Source organism: Cupriavidus necator (assembly GCF_040578825.1).
GTDB lineage: Bacteria > Pseudomonadota > Gammaproteobacteria > Burkholderiales > Burkholderiaceae > Cupriavidus > Cupriavidus necator_E.
This window is the reverse complement of sequence record NZ_JBEFLI010000112.1, coordinates 1-14,204: the sequence shown is the minus strand read 5'-3', so window position 1 is coordinate 14,204 and position 14,204 is coordinate 1. Positions and strand designations below refer to the sequence as shown.

Here is a 14,204-nt window from a genome sequence, read left to right as displayed (position 1 = left end):
GCGCTGACACGAGTGCCACTGGTTTGCGCCCCTCTCCCGCAGGCGGGAGAGGGGCGCAAACCAGTGGCACTCGTGTCAGCGCGCAATCATCAGCGCCAACTGCTGCAGGCCGTCCCATGGCTCGGCCGGCAGCGGGCCGCTGCCCGGTGGCGGCAGGTCAGACAGGCCCTTGACCTGGCGGTCCAGCCGCGCGGCCAGCGCCAGCGCCGCTTCCAGCTTTGGCAGCGGCAGCCGCTGCGCGGCCTGCGGCACCAGCCGCTCGCGCGGACCCCAGACGCGCAGCTCGCGCATCAGCACGCCCGCCGGCTTGCCGGCCGCCAGCCCTTGCCGGACCTTGGATAATACGCGAATTTCCTCGGTCAGCGCCCACAGCACCAGCACGGTTGCCGCGCCCTCGCCGCGCAGCCCTTCGAGCATGCGCACCAGCCGCGGCACGTCGCCGGACAGCATCGCCTCGGACAGCTTGAACACGTCGTAGCGGGCCACGTTCAGCACCGCGTCGTGCACCTGGTCGAAGCTGAGTTCGCCGGCCGGGTACAGCAGCCCGAGCTTCTGGATTTCCTGGTGCGCCGCCAGCAGGTTGCCCTCGACCTTGTCGGCGATAAACTGCAGCGCGCGCCGCCCTGGCTCGCCGCCCTCGACGCGCTGCTGCTGCAAGGCCAGCCGCTCGCCCACCCACGCCGGCAGCCGGGTGCGGTCCACCGTGTCGACCTTGAGCGACACGCCGGCACCCTCCAGCGCCTGGAACCAGGCGGACTTCGACGTGGCGAAATCCAGGCGCGGCAGCGTGACGATCAGCACCACGTCGGGCGACGGCTGCGCCGCCACCGCGCGCAGCGCCTCGCCGCCGTCCTTGCCGGGCTTGCCGGAAGGAATGCGCAGCTCGACGATCTTGCGGTCGCCGAACAGCGACATCGATTGCTGAGCCTCCACAAGCTGGCCCCAGTGGAAGCCGCGCTCGGCCACCAGCACTTCGCGCTCGGTGAAGCCGGCCTCGCGCGCCGTGGCGCGCAGGCGGTCGACGGCCTCGAGCACCAGCAGGTGCTCGTCGCCGTGCACCACGTACAACGGCGCCAGGCCCTTGGCCCTGGCCTGCTTCAGGTGCGCGTCGAGCCCGTCGAGCTTGAGCTGCATGCCGTGGTCAGATGGCCTTGACGGCGGCCAGCCGGCGCATCAGCTGCTGCACGATATCGCGCTGCATGTCGCGGTAGAGCTGCTGCTCTTCATAGTCCTTGGCCAGCGTGTTGGCTTCGTTGTAGGTCAGGTCGCGCGTCAGCACGAGCTGCGACGGCGGGATCAGTTCCTTGCCGGCGGCATCGCGCAGGCGGAAGGTGAAACGCTGGGTCAGGCGGTATTCGCGCACCACGCCGCTGGTGGTGATCGACAGGATCGACTTGGTGCGGGTGTCCTGCAGCACGTCCAGCAGCGCGTCGGCTTCTTTCTGGTCGACCACCACCTGGGTGTCGGAGCCGCCGCGGATGGCGCGGCGCAGGTCCGCGCCCATCAGCGAATTGGGCGGAATCCCGATATAGAGCCGCTTGAAGGCGAAATCCGAATTGCCGCGCATGTGGAAGCCGCAGCCGGCCAGCAGGCCAGTTGCGAGCATTGCCGCGAGCACCCTGCGGCGCCCCATGTTCAGTCGGTTCATGCTTTGCAATTCCTTATCGGGCTTCGTGCGTTTACAGCACTACGTTGACCAGGCGGCCGGGCACCACCACGATCTTCTTGGGCGCCTTGCCCTCGGCAAACTTGGCTACCGTTTCGCTGGCCGCGGCCACCGCCTCGATCGCCGCGCGGTCGGCCTCGGCCGGCACGGTGATGCTGCCGCGCACCTTGCCGTTGACCTGCAGCACCAGCTCGATCTCGCTGCGCACCAGCGCGGCTTCATCGACCTGCGGCCACGGCGCGTCGAGCAGGTCGCCGGCTTCGGCGGCATAGCCCAGCTGCTCCCACAGGCCGTGGGTGACGTGCGGCACCACCGGGTACAGCACGCGCAGCAGGATGCCGAAGCATTCCCGGCGCGCCGCCGGCGAGGCGTTCTTGGCGTCGTCCAGCGCGTTGAGCATCTTCATCGTGGCGGACACCACGGTGTTGTACTGGATGCGCTGGTAGTCGTAGTTGGCCTGCTTGAGCACGCCGTGGATCTCGCGGCGCAGCTCGGCATCGTCGGCGGTCGGCGTGCCGGCGGCGCCGTCGCGGATCGCCGCGGCGTTGGCATAGCCGTAGTTCCACACGCGGCGCAGGAAGCGCGACGCGCCTTCCACGCCCGAGCCGCTCCACTCGAGCTGCTGCTCCGGCGGCGCGGCGAACATCACGAAGAGACGCGCGGTATCGGCACCGTACTGGTCGATCAGCGCCTGCGGGTCGATGCCGTTGTTCTTGGACTTCGACATCTTCTCCACGCCGCCGATCACCACTGGCTGGCCGTCGGCCTTCAGCGTGGCGCCCAGCGGGCGGCCGCGCTCGTCGGTGCGCAGGTCGACCTCGGCCGGGTTGTACCAGTGCTTCTTGCCCGAGGCGTCTTCGCGGTAGTAGGTTTCGTTGAGCACCATGCCCTGCGTCAGCAGGTTGGTGAAGGGCTCGTCGAACTTGACCAAGCCCATGTCGCGCATCACCTTGGTCCAGAAGCGCGCGTACAGCAGGTGCAGGATCGCGTGCTCGATGCCGCCGATGTACTGGTCCATCGGCATCCAGTAGTCGTTGCGTGCATCGACCATGGTGGCCGCGTCCGGGCAGGTATAGCGCATGTAGTACCAGCACGAATCGATGAAGGTATCCATCGTGTCGGTCTCGCGGCGCGCGGGCTTGCCGCACGACGGGCACGTGCATTCCAGGAAGCGCGGATCCTTGGCCAGCGGGTTGCCGGTGCCGTCCGGCACCAGGTCCTCAGGCAGCACCACCGGCAGGTCCTTCTCCGGCACCGGCACCACGCCGCAGCTGTCGCAGTGGATCAGCGGGATCGGCGTGCCCCAGTAGCGCTGGCGCGAGATGCCCCAGTCGCGCAGGCGCCAGGTCACCTTCTTCTCGCCCAGGCCCATCGCGCCCAGGTCGGCGGCAATGGCTTCGACCGCGGCCTGGTAGCCGAGGCCGTCATACTTGCCGCTCTCGATGCAGGTGCCGTTTTCCTTGTCGCCGTACCATTCCTGCCAGGCTTCGGTCGAGTACGGCTGGCCCTTCACGTCGATGACTTGCCTGATCGGCAGCTTGTACTTGAGCGCGAAGGCGAAGTCGCGCTCGTCGTGCGCCGGCACGCCCATCACCGCGCCGTCGCCGTAGCTCATCAGCACGTAGTTGCCGACCCACACGTCGACCTTCTCGCCGGTCAGCGGATGCACGACCTGCAGGCCGGTCGGCATGCCCTTCTTCTCCATGGTCGCCATGTCGGCTTCCATGACCGAACCGTGCTTGCATTCGTCGATGAAGGCGGCCAGCTCGGGGTTGTTCAGCGCGGCGTGCGTGGCCAGCGGGTGCTCGGCGGCGACCGCGCAGAAGGTCACGCCCATGATGGTGTCGGCGCGCGTGGTGAACACGTACAGCTTGCCGTCATTGATCGGCTTGCCATCCTCGCCCGGGATGTCATGGGTGAAGGCGAAGCGCACGCCCACGCTCTTGCCGATCCAGTTCTGCTGCATCACCTTGACGCGCTCGGGCCAGCCGAGCTGGTCGAGGTCGCCCAGCAGCTCCTCCGCATAGTCGGTGATGCGCAGGTAGTACATCGGGATCTCGCGCTTTTCCACCACCGCGCCCGAGCGCCAGCCGCGGCCGTCGATGACCTGCTCGTTGGCCAGCACGGTCTGGTCCACGGGGTCCCAGTTGACGGTGCCGGTCTTGCGGTAGGCGATGCCCTTTTCCAGCATCTTCAGGAACAGCCACTGGTTCCAGCGGTAGTAGTCCGGGCTGCAGGTGGCGACCTCGCGCGACCAGTCGATCGCCAGGCCCATCGACTGCATCTGCTTCTTCATGTAAGCGATGTTGTCGTAGGTCCAGGCTGCCGGCGCCACGCCGTTGTTCAGCGCGGCGTTTTCCGCCGGCATGCCGAAGGCGTCCCACCCCATCGGCATCAGCACGTTGTTGCCGTTCATGCGCAGGTAGCGCGCCATCACGTCGTTGATGGTGTAGTTGCGCACGTGGCCCATATGCAGCTTGCCCGACGGATACGGCAGCATCGAACACGCGTAGAACTTGGGCTTTTCCTTGCCGTCGGGCCCGGCCGCATGCTCCGACACGCGATAGGCGTCGATGGCTTGCCAGTGCTGCTGGGCGGCTTGTTCAACGGCGGAAGGAAGGTATTTGTCTTGCATGGTCGGGACAACAGTCAGGACAACGTTTGCGCGGCAACTGGCCTGCCGGCATCCGGGGGAATCGTTGGAATGTGGGCAGCGGGCGGCCGCGGTTGCGGCGCCCGCCAACGTGCAATGCGAAAGAAGTCGATTATAACCGTGGGCGCAGGCCGGCTTGCGGCCCGCGCGCCCATCGGCGGCGCCTTACTTCAGGCCGAGCACGTCCTGCATGTCGAACAGGCCGGTGGGCTTGTCCGCCAGGAAGCGGGCGGCGCGTACGGCACCGTCGGCATACGACTGGCGGCTGGATGACTTGTGGCTGATCTCGATGCGCTCGCCGATGCCGGCGAACATCACGGTGTGGTCGCCGACGATATCGCCGCCGCGCACCGTGGCAAAGCCGATCGAATTGGGGTCGCGCTCGCCGGTATGGCCTTCGCGGGCATAGACGGCGCAGGTCTTCAGGTCACGGCCGAGCGCGTCGGCGATCACTTCGCCCATCTTCAGCGCGGTGCCTGAGGGGGCATCGACCTTGAAACGGTGATGGGCCTCGATCACTTCGATGTCGTAGCCGCTCGACAGCAACTTGGCCGCCACTTCCAGCAGCTTGAAGGTGGCATTGACGCCCACGCTCATGTTCGCGGCAAACACGATGCCCACCGACTTCGCGCCTTCGGCCAGCGCGGCCTTGCCGGCGTCGTCGAAGCCGGTGGTGCCGATCACCATCTTGACGCCCAGCTTCTTCGCGACTTCCAGGTGCGCCAGCGTGCCCGCCGGGCGGGTGAAGTCGATCAGGCAGTCGGCCCCCTTCAGGCAGGCTTCGACGTCGTCGGTGATGGCCACACCGGTCGTGCGGCCCAGCAGCAGGCCGGCGTCCTGGCCCAGCGCCGGCGATCCCGGCACGTCGAGCGCGCCGGCCAGGCTCACGCCCTCGGTGTTCAGCACGTGTTCGATCAGCATGCGGCCCATGCGGCCGGATGCGCCTGCGATGGCGATGTTCATGGTGTCTGGCTCAACGGATTGTGCGGAAAATAAACGAGCCGGTCGTGTCCGACCGGCCCGGGGAACTGGTGGCGCGCCGTGCGGAACGGCGGATCAGCGGGCCTGCCGGGGCGCGTCAGTTGGCTGGTTTGGGGGCTTCGGCCGGCGCAACTGCCGGTGCCGCTGCTGGCGCCGCGGCTGCCGGCGCAGGACTTGCGGCGGCCTCCGGAGCAGGCTGCTGCGCCTGCCGCGGCACGTAGTTCTCGACCGTGGTCTGCTGCTCGGCCGGAGCGCTGGCGGCGCTGGTGGAGATCTTGCCGGGCGTCTGGTCCTTCAGCGCCTTCTTCATGCCGTCGATTTCGGCAATCAGCTCGTACTCGGACGGCAGTTCGTCGCCGCCAAACTTGACCAGCCGGTCGCCCTCGAAGAACACCGTATAGCGGCGCTGCTGCACCACCGGGGTATTGCCGCGGCGGAACGAGAACACATAGTCCCAGCGGTTGGCGTGGAAAACGTCGGTCAGCAGCGGCGTGCCCAGCAGGAACTTGACCTGGTCGCGCGTCATGCCTTCGCGCAGCTGCGACGCGGCTTCGCGCGAGACGAAGTTGCCCTGCACGATATTGATCCGGTACGGCGTGATGGCGTTGGCTACCTTGCGCGAGGTGGAATCGTAGGCTGAGCAGGCGCCGGCCAGCAGTGCCGCGGCCAGCAGGGAGACAACCAGCGTCGGGCGCATGGCGGACGAACGGATATAACGCATGTATCTCGCTTCCGGGAGGGAAAGAAAAGTACCGCAGGCAAAAGTACCGCAGGCAAGAGTACCGCAAGACCGGTACCGCAAGACCGGCACAAAAACGGCGCAAAATGCGCCGGTTGCACCACACACCCTTGCTGCGCCTGCCGCGGCCACCACATGAGCCGGCAACGTTGCCCGGCGCGGGATGCCGACGTCGAGCATTCGCGGCCGCGGGCGACTTTTGCTGCCAAAACCCTTATGATTCAACTATCCAGACATTGTACTCTAGGGAGTCACGCCCATGCCGAGTCCGGCTGACCTCAAGAACATCGGCCTGAAGGCGACCGTGCCCAGGCTGAAGATTCTTGAAATTTTTCAGACCAGCGAACAGCGGCACCTGAGCGCGGAAGACGTCTACCGTATCCTGCTGAACGAGCATATGGATATCGGCCTGGCCACCGTCTACCGCGTGCTGACGCAGTTCGAGCAGGCTGGCCTGCTGTCGCGCAATAACTTCGAATCGGGCAAGGCGATTTTCGAGCTCAACGAAGGCAAGCACCACGACCACCTGGTGTGCCTTGACTGCGGCCGGGTCGAGGAGTTCTTCGATTCCGAGATCGAGCACCGCCAGCAAAGCATTGCCCGCGAACGCGGTTTTACCCTGCAGGAACACGCGTTGTCGCTGTACGGCAACTGCACCAAAACAAACTGTCCCCACAGACCCAAACGATAAGCCGCACGCTACCCCGCGCAGCGCAAGACGGCAAACGAAAAACCGGCGCCAGGCGCCGGTTTTTTTATGGCCGCGGGTTCAGGCTTCAGGAATCCTGAAGATTCTGCAGCGCCTCCTCGGTCACCACGCGCGCCGCGCGCGCCGGCAGGCCGACGAACTCGCCCACCACCTGGCGGAACAGGTTGCGCGCCCACACCAGCATCGGGTGGGTGTTGCGGCTGCGGTGCCAGAACATGTTCAGGCCAAGCGTGGTGTTGAGCTCGTCCGGCAGCGGGAAGGCCTTCAGGCCATAGGTCTCGCAGGCCATGTCCTTGGTCAGCGCGTTGACCGTGAAGATCATGTCGGTCTGCGCGGCGAGTTCCGCCTGGGCGCGCCACGAATGCACCGTCAGCGTCGCATTGCGCTTGAGCCCGCGCTGCTGCAGCGCATAATCAAGCGGGATCAGCGACGGCGCCGGACGGCCCGTGCCACCCGAATGCGCCATGAAGATATGGCCACAGTCCAGGTATTGCTCGAGCGTGCAATGGTTCTTCAGCACCGGATGGTTCTTGCGCGCGCACACCCACAGGTTCAGCGACGTCACCATCTCCTCGACGATCTCCGGATGGCGGGTCGGGAACGGTGAAAACGCCAGGTCCAGCTCGTTGGCGCGCATCGACGCAACGTCGGTTTCCCACGAATGGGATTCGACCAGCTTGATATGCAGGTCCGGCGCCAGCTGCTTGATGCGCAGAACGAAGCGGTTGAACACGGTATCGCCCAGTTCGGCGGCGAAGCCGATGCTAAGCGTGCCGGTGGCCACCGCCGGGTCGAAATTATCCGCGTCGCCCTCGTTGATCGACGACCACAGGTCCAGCATGTCGCGGATCTTTGGGCCCAATTCGAGCGCGCGCGGCGTCGGCGTCAGGCCGTGCGGCACGCGGATAAAGAGGGGATCGTCAAAGATTTCACGCAGCCGGCCGAGCGAATGCGACACTGCCGGTGCGGTCATATGCATCTTTTCCGCAACGTAAGTGGCGTTGCGCTTACTCAGCAGCTCGGTGAAGATCACTAAAAGCTTTGTGTCTACGTTCACCATGATCAGGCCCCGGTCAGACCCACCACTTGCACTGGCTGCACATCAGATTTCAACGGCGTCTTAATAGTGTAAGAGGAAAAAACACACTCGGAAAGCAAATTCGGCATTTTCTACGTGCCTGCCGCACCCGATTTTCTGAAAATTGCGGAAGTTTTTAGGCTATTGACTGCATATAGGTACAACTTCCGGGCCGCAACAGCCAGTGACGGATGACGGTATATTGGCTCGCCCTTTCCATTTTTATCATTCTTTTCTGACGGTACCATGTCTGATCCAGCGCCCGCACCCCCACATTTTCGCCTTCCCGTCGACCTGCCTAAAGCCTACCGTCTGCTCAACCACGGCCCGACCGTGCTGGTCAGCGCCGCGGCCGGCGGCAAGCGCAACATCATGGCCGCTGCCTGGGCCATGCCGCTGGATTTCGCTCCGCCCAAGGTGGCCGTGGTGCTGGACAAGAGCACCTGGACCCGCAAGCTGCTGGAACAGAGCGGCGAGTTCGTGCTGCAGGTTCCCACCGTCAGCCAGGTCGACCTGACCGAAGCGCTCGGCTCCAGCTCCGGCCTCGCGCTGCTGGAACAGGATGGTACCGACAAGTTCGAGGCCTACGGGCTAGGGACTTTCACTGGCGCGGCGGTCGGCGCACCGCTGCTGGAAGGCTGCGCCGCCTGGCTGGAATGCCGGCTGCTGCCGGAACCGGCCACGCAGCAGACCTATGACCTGTTCCTTGGCGAAGTCATCGCGGCGCAGGCCGACTCGCGCGTCTTCAGCAACGGACGCTGGCATTTCGAGGGGCACGACGGCCTGCGCACCATCCATCATGTGGCCGGCGGCCATTTCCTGGTGGACGGCGCCGCGGTCGACGCGCGCCCGCTGGCGCCCCGCGCCGCTGGCTGAAGGTACGCCACCGTAAACAGAAAAACGCGCCCGAAGGCGCGTTTTTCTTTCCGCTGAAGCTTCCGCGAAAGCTGCCGGATTACTTGGCCACCACGCGGGCCATCTCCAGCACCTTGTTCGAGTAGCCCCACTCGTTGTCGTACCAGCTCACCACCTTGATGAAGGTGCCGTCCAGCGCGATACCGGCTTCGGCGTCGAAGATCGAGGTGCGGGCATCGCCGCGGAAGTCCGTGGCAACGACCTTGTCTTCGGTGTAGCCCAGCACGCCCTGCAGCGCGCCCTGGCTCTGTGCCTTCATCTCGGCGCAGATTTCTTCATACGTGGCCGGCTTGTCCAGCTCGACGGTCAGGTCGACCACCGACACGTCCGAGGTCGGCACGCGGAACGACATGCCGGTCAGCTTCTTGTTGAGCTGAGGAATCACCACGCCCACGGCCTTGGCAGCGCCGGTCGACGACGGGATGATGTTTTCCAGGATGCCGCGGCCGCCGCGCCAGTCCTTGTTGGACGGGCCGTCGACAGTCTTCTGCGTGGCGGTGGCAGCGTGCACGGTGGTCATCAGGCCGCGCTTGATGCCCCACTTGTCGTTCAGCACCTTGGCAACCGGCGCCAGGCAGTTGGTGGTGCAGCTGGCGTTCGAGATGATCGCCTCGCCCTTGTACGTGTCGTGGTTCACGCCGTACACGAACATCGGGGTGTCGTCCTTGGACGGGGCCGACATGATCACCTTCTTCGCGCCCGCGTCGATATGCTTCTGCGCGCCTTCCTTGGTCAGGAAGATGCCGGTCGACTCGACCACCACGTCGGCACCGACCTCGCCCCACTTCAGCTCGGCCGGATCCTTGACCGCGGTCAGGCGGATTTTCTTGCCGTTGACGACCAGCGTGTTGCCGTCGACCGACACTTCGCCGTCGAAGCGGCCGTGCACCGAATCGTACTTCAGCATGTACGCCAGGTAGTCGGGCTCCAGCAGGTCGTTGATGGCAACGACTTCGATGTCCTTGAAGTTGGCGACGGCGGCGCGGAACACCATGCGTCCAATGCGGCCGAAGCCGTTGATGCCGATCTTGATGGTCATGACTGTCTCTCCTGAGGATCGATTGAAACCGGTGGGGCGCCGCAGCCGCGCGCACCACGCGGCTGTCTCGCCGGGATGCTTAGATAAGGGTGTCCTTCACCGTTCGGACAACGTTCTCGACGGTAAAGCCGAAGTGCTTGAACAGCACACCGGCCGGGGCCGATTCACCGAAGGTGTCGATGCCCACCACCGCCTGGACCTGGTACTTCCACCAGAAGTCCGTCACGCCCGCCTCGACCGCCACGCGCGGCACGCCGGCCGGCAGCACGCTGGCCTTGTAGGCGGTGTCCTGCTTGTCGAACACGGTGGTCGCGGGAATCGATACCACGCGCACGTGCACGCCTTCGGCGGCCAGTGCATCGGCGGCGCCGACGGCCAGGCCGACTTCCGAGCCGGTAGCCAAAATCACGGCGTCCGGACGGTTGGTCTTCGGGTTCACGCTGTCGCGCAGCACGTAGCCGCCGCGCGCGATATTGGCGCGGGTGGCGTCGTCGCGGCGCTGGAACGGCAGGTTCTGGCGGCTGAAGATCAGGCAGCTCGGGCCGTTCTCGCGGCGGATCGCCTCGGCCCAGGCCACGGCGGTCTCGGTGGTGTCGGCGGTACGCCAGACATCCATGTTCGGGATCAGGCGCAGGCTGGCAACGTGCTCGATCGACTGGTGGGTCGGGCCATCCTCGCCCAGGCCGATCGAGTCATGGGTGAACACGAACAGCGAGCGGATCTTCATCAGCGCCGCCATGCGCAGCGCATTGCGGCTGTAGTCCGAGAACGTCAGGAACGTGGCGCCGTAGGGGATGTAGCCGCCATGCAGTGCGATGCCGTTCATGATGGCGCTCATGCCGAACTCGCGCACGCCGTAGTTGATGTGGTTGCCCCAGGCATCCACGCGCACGGCCTTGCTGCCCGACCAGTTGGTCAGGTTCGAGCCGGTCAGGTCGGCCGAGCCGCCGAGGAACTCGGGCAGCACCGGGCCGAAGGCCTCGATGGTGTTCTGGCTGGCCTTGCGGGTGGCGATGGTCTCGGCCTTCTCCTCGCACTTGGCGATATAGGCTTCCACGGCGGCGTCGAACGAACCCGGCAGCTCGCCCTTCATGCGGCGGCGGAACTCGCCGGCCTCATACGGGTGGCGCTCGGCGTACGAATCGAACAGCGCGTTCCAGGCACGCTCCAGCGCCTGGCCGTTGGCCTTGGCGTCCCAGGCGTCGTAGACGTCCTCCGGCACTTCGAACGGGGCGTGGGCCCAGCCCAGCGCCTCGCGCGTGGCCAACACCTCGGCGCCGCCCAGCGGGGCGCCGTGCACGTCGTGGCCGCCTTCCTTGTTCGGGGCGCCCTTGCCGATCTTGGTGCGGCAGCAGATCAGGGTCGGCTTGTCGCTGGCCTTGGCCTGCGAGATCGCCATGTCCACGGCGGTCACGTCATGGCCGTCGATGGCGCGGATCACGTTCCAGCCATAGGCTTCGAAACGCTTCGGGGTATCGTCGTTGAACCAGTGCACCACGTCGCCGTCGATCGAGATGCCGTTGTCATCCCACAGCGCAATCAGCTTGTTCAGCTTCAGCGTGCCGGCCAGCGAGCACGCTTCGTGGCTGATGCCTTCCATCAGGCAGCCGTCGCCCAGGAACACATAGGTGTGGTGGTTGACGATGTCGTAGCCGGGGCGGTTGAACTCCTCGCCCAGCAGGCGTTCGGCCAGCGCCATGCCGACCGCGTTGGTGATGCCCTGGCCGAGCGGGCCGGTGGTGGTTTCCACGCCCGGGGTGATGCCGTATTCGGGGTGGCCGGCGGTCTTGCTGTGCAGCTGGCGGAAGTTCTTCAGCTCTTCGATCGGCAGTTCATAGCCGGTCAGGTGCAGCAGCGAATAGATCAGCATCGAGCCGTGGCCGTTCGACAGCACGAAACGGTCGCGGTCGGCCCACTGCGGGTTGCCCGGGTTGTGCTTCAGGTGCCGGCCCCACACCGCCACGGCGATATCCGCCATGCCCATCGGCGCACCGGGGTGGCCGGAATTGGCCTGCTGGACGGCGTCCATGGCAAGCACGCGGATGGCATCGGCCATCAGCTTGGAAGGCTGGGAAGCAAAAGGACTTGTGGCGGGATGGGCAAGGGCGGACATGCGGGCGTGGACCTGAGCGCGGGAAAACCGCAATTTTAGCAGAAGCTAAGGGGTTTTCCGGACTGGCGGAGACAGCCGAGGGTGGACGGCAGGCACTGCCGCGGGCGCCATTGGTGGACGCTTGCCTGCGCCGGCGATCGGCGCGGAACTATCCCGGGCGCAGAGATGCCCCATCCATCACCTGCAAACAATGGTGACGCCGCGGCACCGCACTTCGACAGCGCCGTTGCGCACGCGTAAGATGCACACTCGCACCGCGCGGCGCGTCGGCCGCGCCGGGTTTCCCGCATTCCAGGAGACGATCATGACGAGACCGGCCAATACTCCCTGGCTCACCCCCTACCTGACCGTCGCCAACGGGCGCGCCGCGCTGGACTTCTACAGCCGCGCCTTCGGCTTTACCCCCGCCAACGTGATCGACGAGAACGGCGTGCCGACCCATGCCGAGATGCAATACCAGGGGCAACTGGTGGTGATGTTCGCGCCCGAGGGCGCCTGGGGCAGCACCGCGCGCACGCCGCGCTCGCTCGGCGTCGAATGCCCGCAAACCTTCTATGTCTACTGCGAAGATGTCGACGCCATGCACCGGCGCGCGGTCGATGCCGGCGCGGTCAGCCTGATGGCGCCGGCTGACCAGTTCTGGGGCGACCGCTACTGCATGCTCGAGGACCCCGACGGCTACCGCTGGGGTTTCGCCAGCCCGCTGGCACAGGCTGCAGGACAGGCAAGCTGATGGCACCGCGTTTCTTTGTCGGCGGCGCGGACACGGTCCTGGCCGCCGCATCTGATGTTTCCCTACCCGAACCGGTGGTGCGCCACGCCCAGGTGCTGCGCCTGGCGCCGGGCGACGCCATCACGTTGTTCGACGGCCGCGGCGGCAGCCATGCGGCCACGCTGGTCGAGCTGGGCAAGCGCCATGCCGTGGCGCGCATCGGCGCGCATGACACCGCCGAGGCCGAACCGCCCTTCCGCGTCACGCTGGCGCAGGGCCTGGCCGGCGGCGACAAGATGGACTGGCTGATCGAGAAGGCGGTGGAACTGGGCGTGACGGCGATCCAGCCGCTGCAGGCCAGCCGCTCGGTGGTACGCCTTAATGGCGAGCGCGCGCAGAAGCGCCAGGCGCACTGGCAGGCGCTGGTACAGGCCGCGTGCGAGCAATGTGGCCGAAATCGTTTGCCGGAGGTGGCGCCGGTCGCTAACTTTGAGACGTGGCTGTCGCAGTCTTCCGACAAGGGAGCGCGGCTGCTGGTGTCGCCGCGCGCCGAGCAGTCGCTGCCGGCGTTCGTGGCGGACCGGCGCGAGGCGCTGCTCGCCGAGGGCGTCACGCTGCTGATCGGCCCCGAAGGCGGACTGTCGCCCGACGAAGAGCAGACGGCGCGGCAGGCAGGTTTCACTGGCGTGTCGCTCGGCCCCCGCATCCTGCGTACCGAAACCGCCGGGCTGGCCTGCCTCGCGACACTCAACGCCTTGCTTGGCGGATTCTGACCGAAGGTTGACGGCGGCGGCCATCCCGGCCCCCGCCCTCAACCTTCCACCCTGACTGAAAGGAGTCGACCATGGGACTACTCGATAGCGTGCTGGGCGGCGTGCTCGGACAGCTCGGCAACGCCCGCGGCGAGGATGGCAGTGCCGGCGGCCTCAACCCGAAGCTGATGATGGCGCTGGGATTGCTGGCGATGCTGGCGATGCGCAACCGCGGCGAGGCCGGCGCGGCCGGCGACCAGGCCGCACCGGTTGACGACGGGCTTGGCGGCCTGGGCAGCCTCGGCGGCTTGCTGGGCGGGGTCCTCGGCGGTGGCGCCACCACGCCCGGCGGCGCCACCGGCGGGCTGGACCTGGGCTCGCTGCTGGGCGGCCTGCTCAGCGGCCAGGGTGGCGCCCCGGCCAACAGCCAGGCGCTGGGCGCGGCCGCGGGCGGCATCGGCGCGCTGCAACAGATCCTGGCGCAGGCCGGGCTCGGCGAGCAGGTGAATTCGTGGATCAGCAGCGGCGCCAACCAGCCGGTGACACCGTCGGCGCTGAGCGATGCGCTCGGGGATACCGGTGCGCTGGAGTCGCTGTCGCAGTCGACGGGGATGTCGCAGGACGATGTGGCGGCGCAATTGAGTGAGGGGTTGCCGGAGCTGATCGACCGGTTGACGCCGCATGGGCATATTCCGGCGCAGGAGTAGAACTTGAAGGGGCCGACGGTTTTGGGTGCTCCCAAGCCGCCCGAGCTAGCCTGAGCAAGGTGTTATCCCTCTCCCCTCTGGGGCCTCTGGGGGATTGGGTTGGGGATTGGGGTGGGCTAGCAACGAGCCACATCAAGCGG

13 protein-coding genes are annotated in these 14,204 nt (G+C 66.4%); 5 read left to right on the top strand and 8 right to left on the bottom strand.

Annotated features, from left to right (window positions below; translation table 11 throughout):
• Positions 1–75: 75 nt before the first annotated feature.
• The 5 genes from holA to AB1I47_RS31810 form a co-directional block, all read right to left on the bottom strand.
• Positions 76–1,134 (bottom strand): DNA polymerase III subunit delta, encoded by a 1,059-nt coding sequence (holA, locus tag AB1I47_RS31830; RefSeq protein WP_354687645.1) that lies wholly within the window; start codon positions 1,132–1,134, stop codon positions 76–78.
• Between the two features lie 7 nt (positions 1,135–1,141).
• Complete coding sequence (locus tag AB1I47_RS31825) at positions 1,142–1,648, bottom strand: LPS-assembly lipoprotein LptE (RefSeq protein WP_354687644.1); 507 nt, start codon at positions 1,646–1,648, stop codon at positions 1,142–1,144.
• 31 nt (positions 1,649–1,679) lie between these two features.
• Entirely contained in the window at positions 1,680–4,301 is a 2,622-nt protein-coding gene (gene leuS, locus AB1I47_RS31820; RefSeq protein WP_354687643.1) for a leucine--tRNA ligase, read from the bottom strand.
• 183 nt (positions 4,302–4,484) lie between these two features.
• A complete protein-coding gene (gene dapB / locus AB1I47_RS31815; protein WP_354687642.1) occupies positions 4,485–5,282 on the bottom strand; it encodes a 4-hydroxy-tetrahydrodipicolinate reductase in 798 nt (265 codons plus the stop codon).
• Between the two features lie 115 nt (positions 5,283–5,397).
• Positions 5,398–6,021 (bottom strand): outer membrane protein assembly factor BamE, encoded by a 624-nt coding sequence (locus AB1I47_RS31810; RefSeq protein WP_354687641.1) that lies wholly within the window; start codon positions 6,019–6,021, stop codon positions 5,398–5,400.
• A 277-nt stretch (positions 6,022–6,298) separates the two neighbouring features.
• On the opposite strand from AB1I47_RS31810, the gene fur reads away from it, so the two are divergent.
• A complete protein-coding gene (gene fur, locus AB1I47_RS31805) occupies positions 6,299–6,730 on the top strand; it encodes a ferric iron uptake transcriptional regulator (RefSeq protein WP_022536566.1) in 432 nt (143 codons plus the stop codon).
• Between the two features lie 85 nt (positions 6,731–6,815).
• Here the strand turns inward: fur and AB1I47_RS31800 are convergent, their stop codons facing one another.
• Positions 6,816–7,808 (bottom strand): LysR family transcriptional regulator, encoded by a 993-nt coding sequence (locus AB1I47_RS31800; RefSeq protein ID WP_354687640.1) that lies wholly within the window; start codon positions 7,806–7,808, stop codon positions 6,816–6,818.
• Positions 7,809–8,072: 264 nt separating this feature from the next.
• Here AB1I47_RS31800 and AB1I47_RS31795 point away from each other — a divergent pair, with 264 nt between their 5' ends.
• Positions 8,073–8,702 (top strand): flavin reductase family protein, encoded by a 630-nt coding sequence (locus tag AB1I47_RS31795; RefSeq protein ID WP_354687639.1) that lies wholly within the window; start codon positions 8,073–8,075, stop codon positions 8,700–8,702.
• A 79-nt stretch (positions 8,703–8,781) separates the two neighbouring features.
• On the opposite strand, the gene gap is transcribed toward AB1I47_RS31795, so the two are convergent.
• Both gap and tkt read right to left on the bottom strand, forming a co-directional pair.
• Positions 8,782–9,780 (bottom strand): type I glyceraldehyde-3-phosphate dehydrogenase, encoded by a 999-nt coding sequence (gap, locus tag AB1I47_RS31790; RefSeq protein WP_354687638.1) that lies wholly within the window; start codon positions 9,778–9,780, stop codon positions 8,782–8,784.
• A 79-nt stretch (positions 9,781–9,859) separates the two neighbouring features.
• Positions 9,860–11,893, bottom strand: coding sequence for a transketolase (gene tkt / locus AB1I47_RS31785; protein ID WP_354687637.1), 2,034 nt, complete (start codon positions 11,891–11,893; stop codon positions 9,860–9,862).
• Positions 11,894–12,197: 304 nt separating this feature from the next.
• Between tkt and AB1I47_RS31780 the strand changes: the two genes are divergently transcribed.
• From AB1I47_RS31780 to AB1I47_RS31770, 3 genes are all read left to right on the top strand, one after another.
• Positions 12,198–12,626, top strand: coding sequence for a VOC family protein (locus AB1I47_RS31780; RefSeq protein ID WP_354687636.1), 429 nt, complete (start codon positions 12,198–12,200; stop codon positions 12,624–12,626).
• The gene (locus AB1I47_RS31775; RefSeq protein ID WP_354687635.1) at positions 12,626–13,378 is read left to right on the top strand and encodes a 16S rRNA (uracil(1498)-N(3))-methyltransferase; all 753 of its coding nucleotides are present in this window, start codon (positions 12,626–12,628) and stop codon (positions 13,376–13,378) included. Before AB1I47_RS31780 ends, AB1I47_RS31775 begins: the two co-directional genes overlap by 1 nt.
• 71 nt (positions 13,379–13,449) lie before the next feature.
• Positions 13,450–14,064, top strand: a complete 615-nt coding sequence (locus AB1I47_RS31770) for a YidB family protein (protein ID WP_354687634.1) — start codon at positions 13,450–13,452, stop codon at positions 14,062–14,064.
• Positions 14,065–14,204 lie beyond the last annotated feature (140 nt).

Excerpts from the sequence above, each read along its gene's own strand:
- holA (WP_354687645.1), bottom strand. The coding sequence starts at position 1,134 with ATGCAGCTCAAGCTCGACGGGCTCGACGCGCACCTGAAGCAGGCCAGG.
- AB1I47_RS31770 (WP_354687634.1), top strand. The coding sequence starts at position 13,450 with ATGGGACTACTCGATAGCGTGCTGGGCGGCGTGCTCGGACAGCTCGGC.
- tkt (WP_354687637.1), bottom strand. The coding sequence starts at position 11,893 with ATGTCCGCCCTTGCCCATCCCGCCACAAGTCCTTTTGCTTCCCAGCCT.
- AB1I47_RS31780 (WP_354687636.1), top strand. The coding sequence starts at position 12,198 with ATGACGAGACCGGCCAATACTCCCTGGCTCACCCCCTACCTGACCGTC.
- AB1I47_RS31795 (WP_354687639.1), top strand. The coding sequence starts at position 8,073 with ATGTCTGATCCAGCGCCCGCACCCCCACATTTTCGCCTTCCCGTCGAC.
- AB1I47_RS31775 (WP_354687635.1), top strand. The coding sequence starts at position 12,626 with ATGGCACCGCGTTTCTTTGTCGGCGGCGCGGACACGGTCCTGGCCGCC.
- AB1I47_RS31825 (WP_354687644.1), bottom strand. The coding sequence starts at position 1,648 with ATGAACCGACTGAACATGGGGCGCCGCAGGGTGCTCGCGGCAATGCTC.
- AB1I47_RS31800 (WP_354687640.1), bottom strand. The coding sequence starts at position 7,808 with ATGGTGAACGTAGACACAAAGCTTTTAGTGATCTTCACCGAGCTGCTG.
- fur (WP_022536566.1), top strand. The coding sequence starts at position 6,299 with ATGCCGAGTCCGGCTGACCTCAAGAACATCGGCCTGAAGGCGACCGTG.
- leuS (WP_354687643.1), bottom strand. The coding sequence starts at position 4,301 with ATGCAAGACAAATACCTTCCTTCCGCCGTTGAACAAGCCGCCCAGCAG.
- AB1I47_RS31810 (WP_354687641.1), bottom strand. The coding sequence starts at position 6,021 with ATGCGTTATATCCGTTCGTCCGCCATGCGCCCGACGCTGGTTGTCTCC.
- dapB (WP_354687642.1), bottom strand. The coding sequence starts at position 5,282 with ATGAACATCGCCATCGCAGGCGCATCCGGCCGCATGGGCCGCATGCTG.
- gap (WP_354687638.1), bottom strand. The coding sequence starts at position 9,780 with ATGACCATCAAGATCGGCATCAACGGCTTCGGCCGCATTGGACGCATG.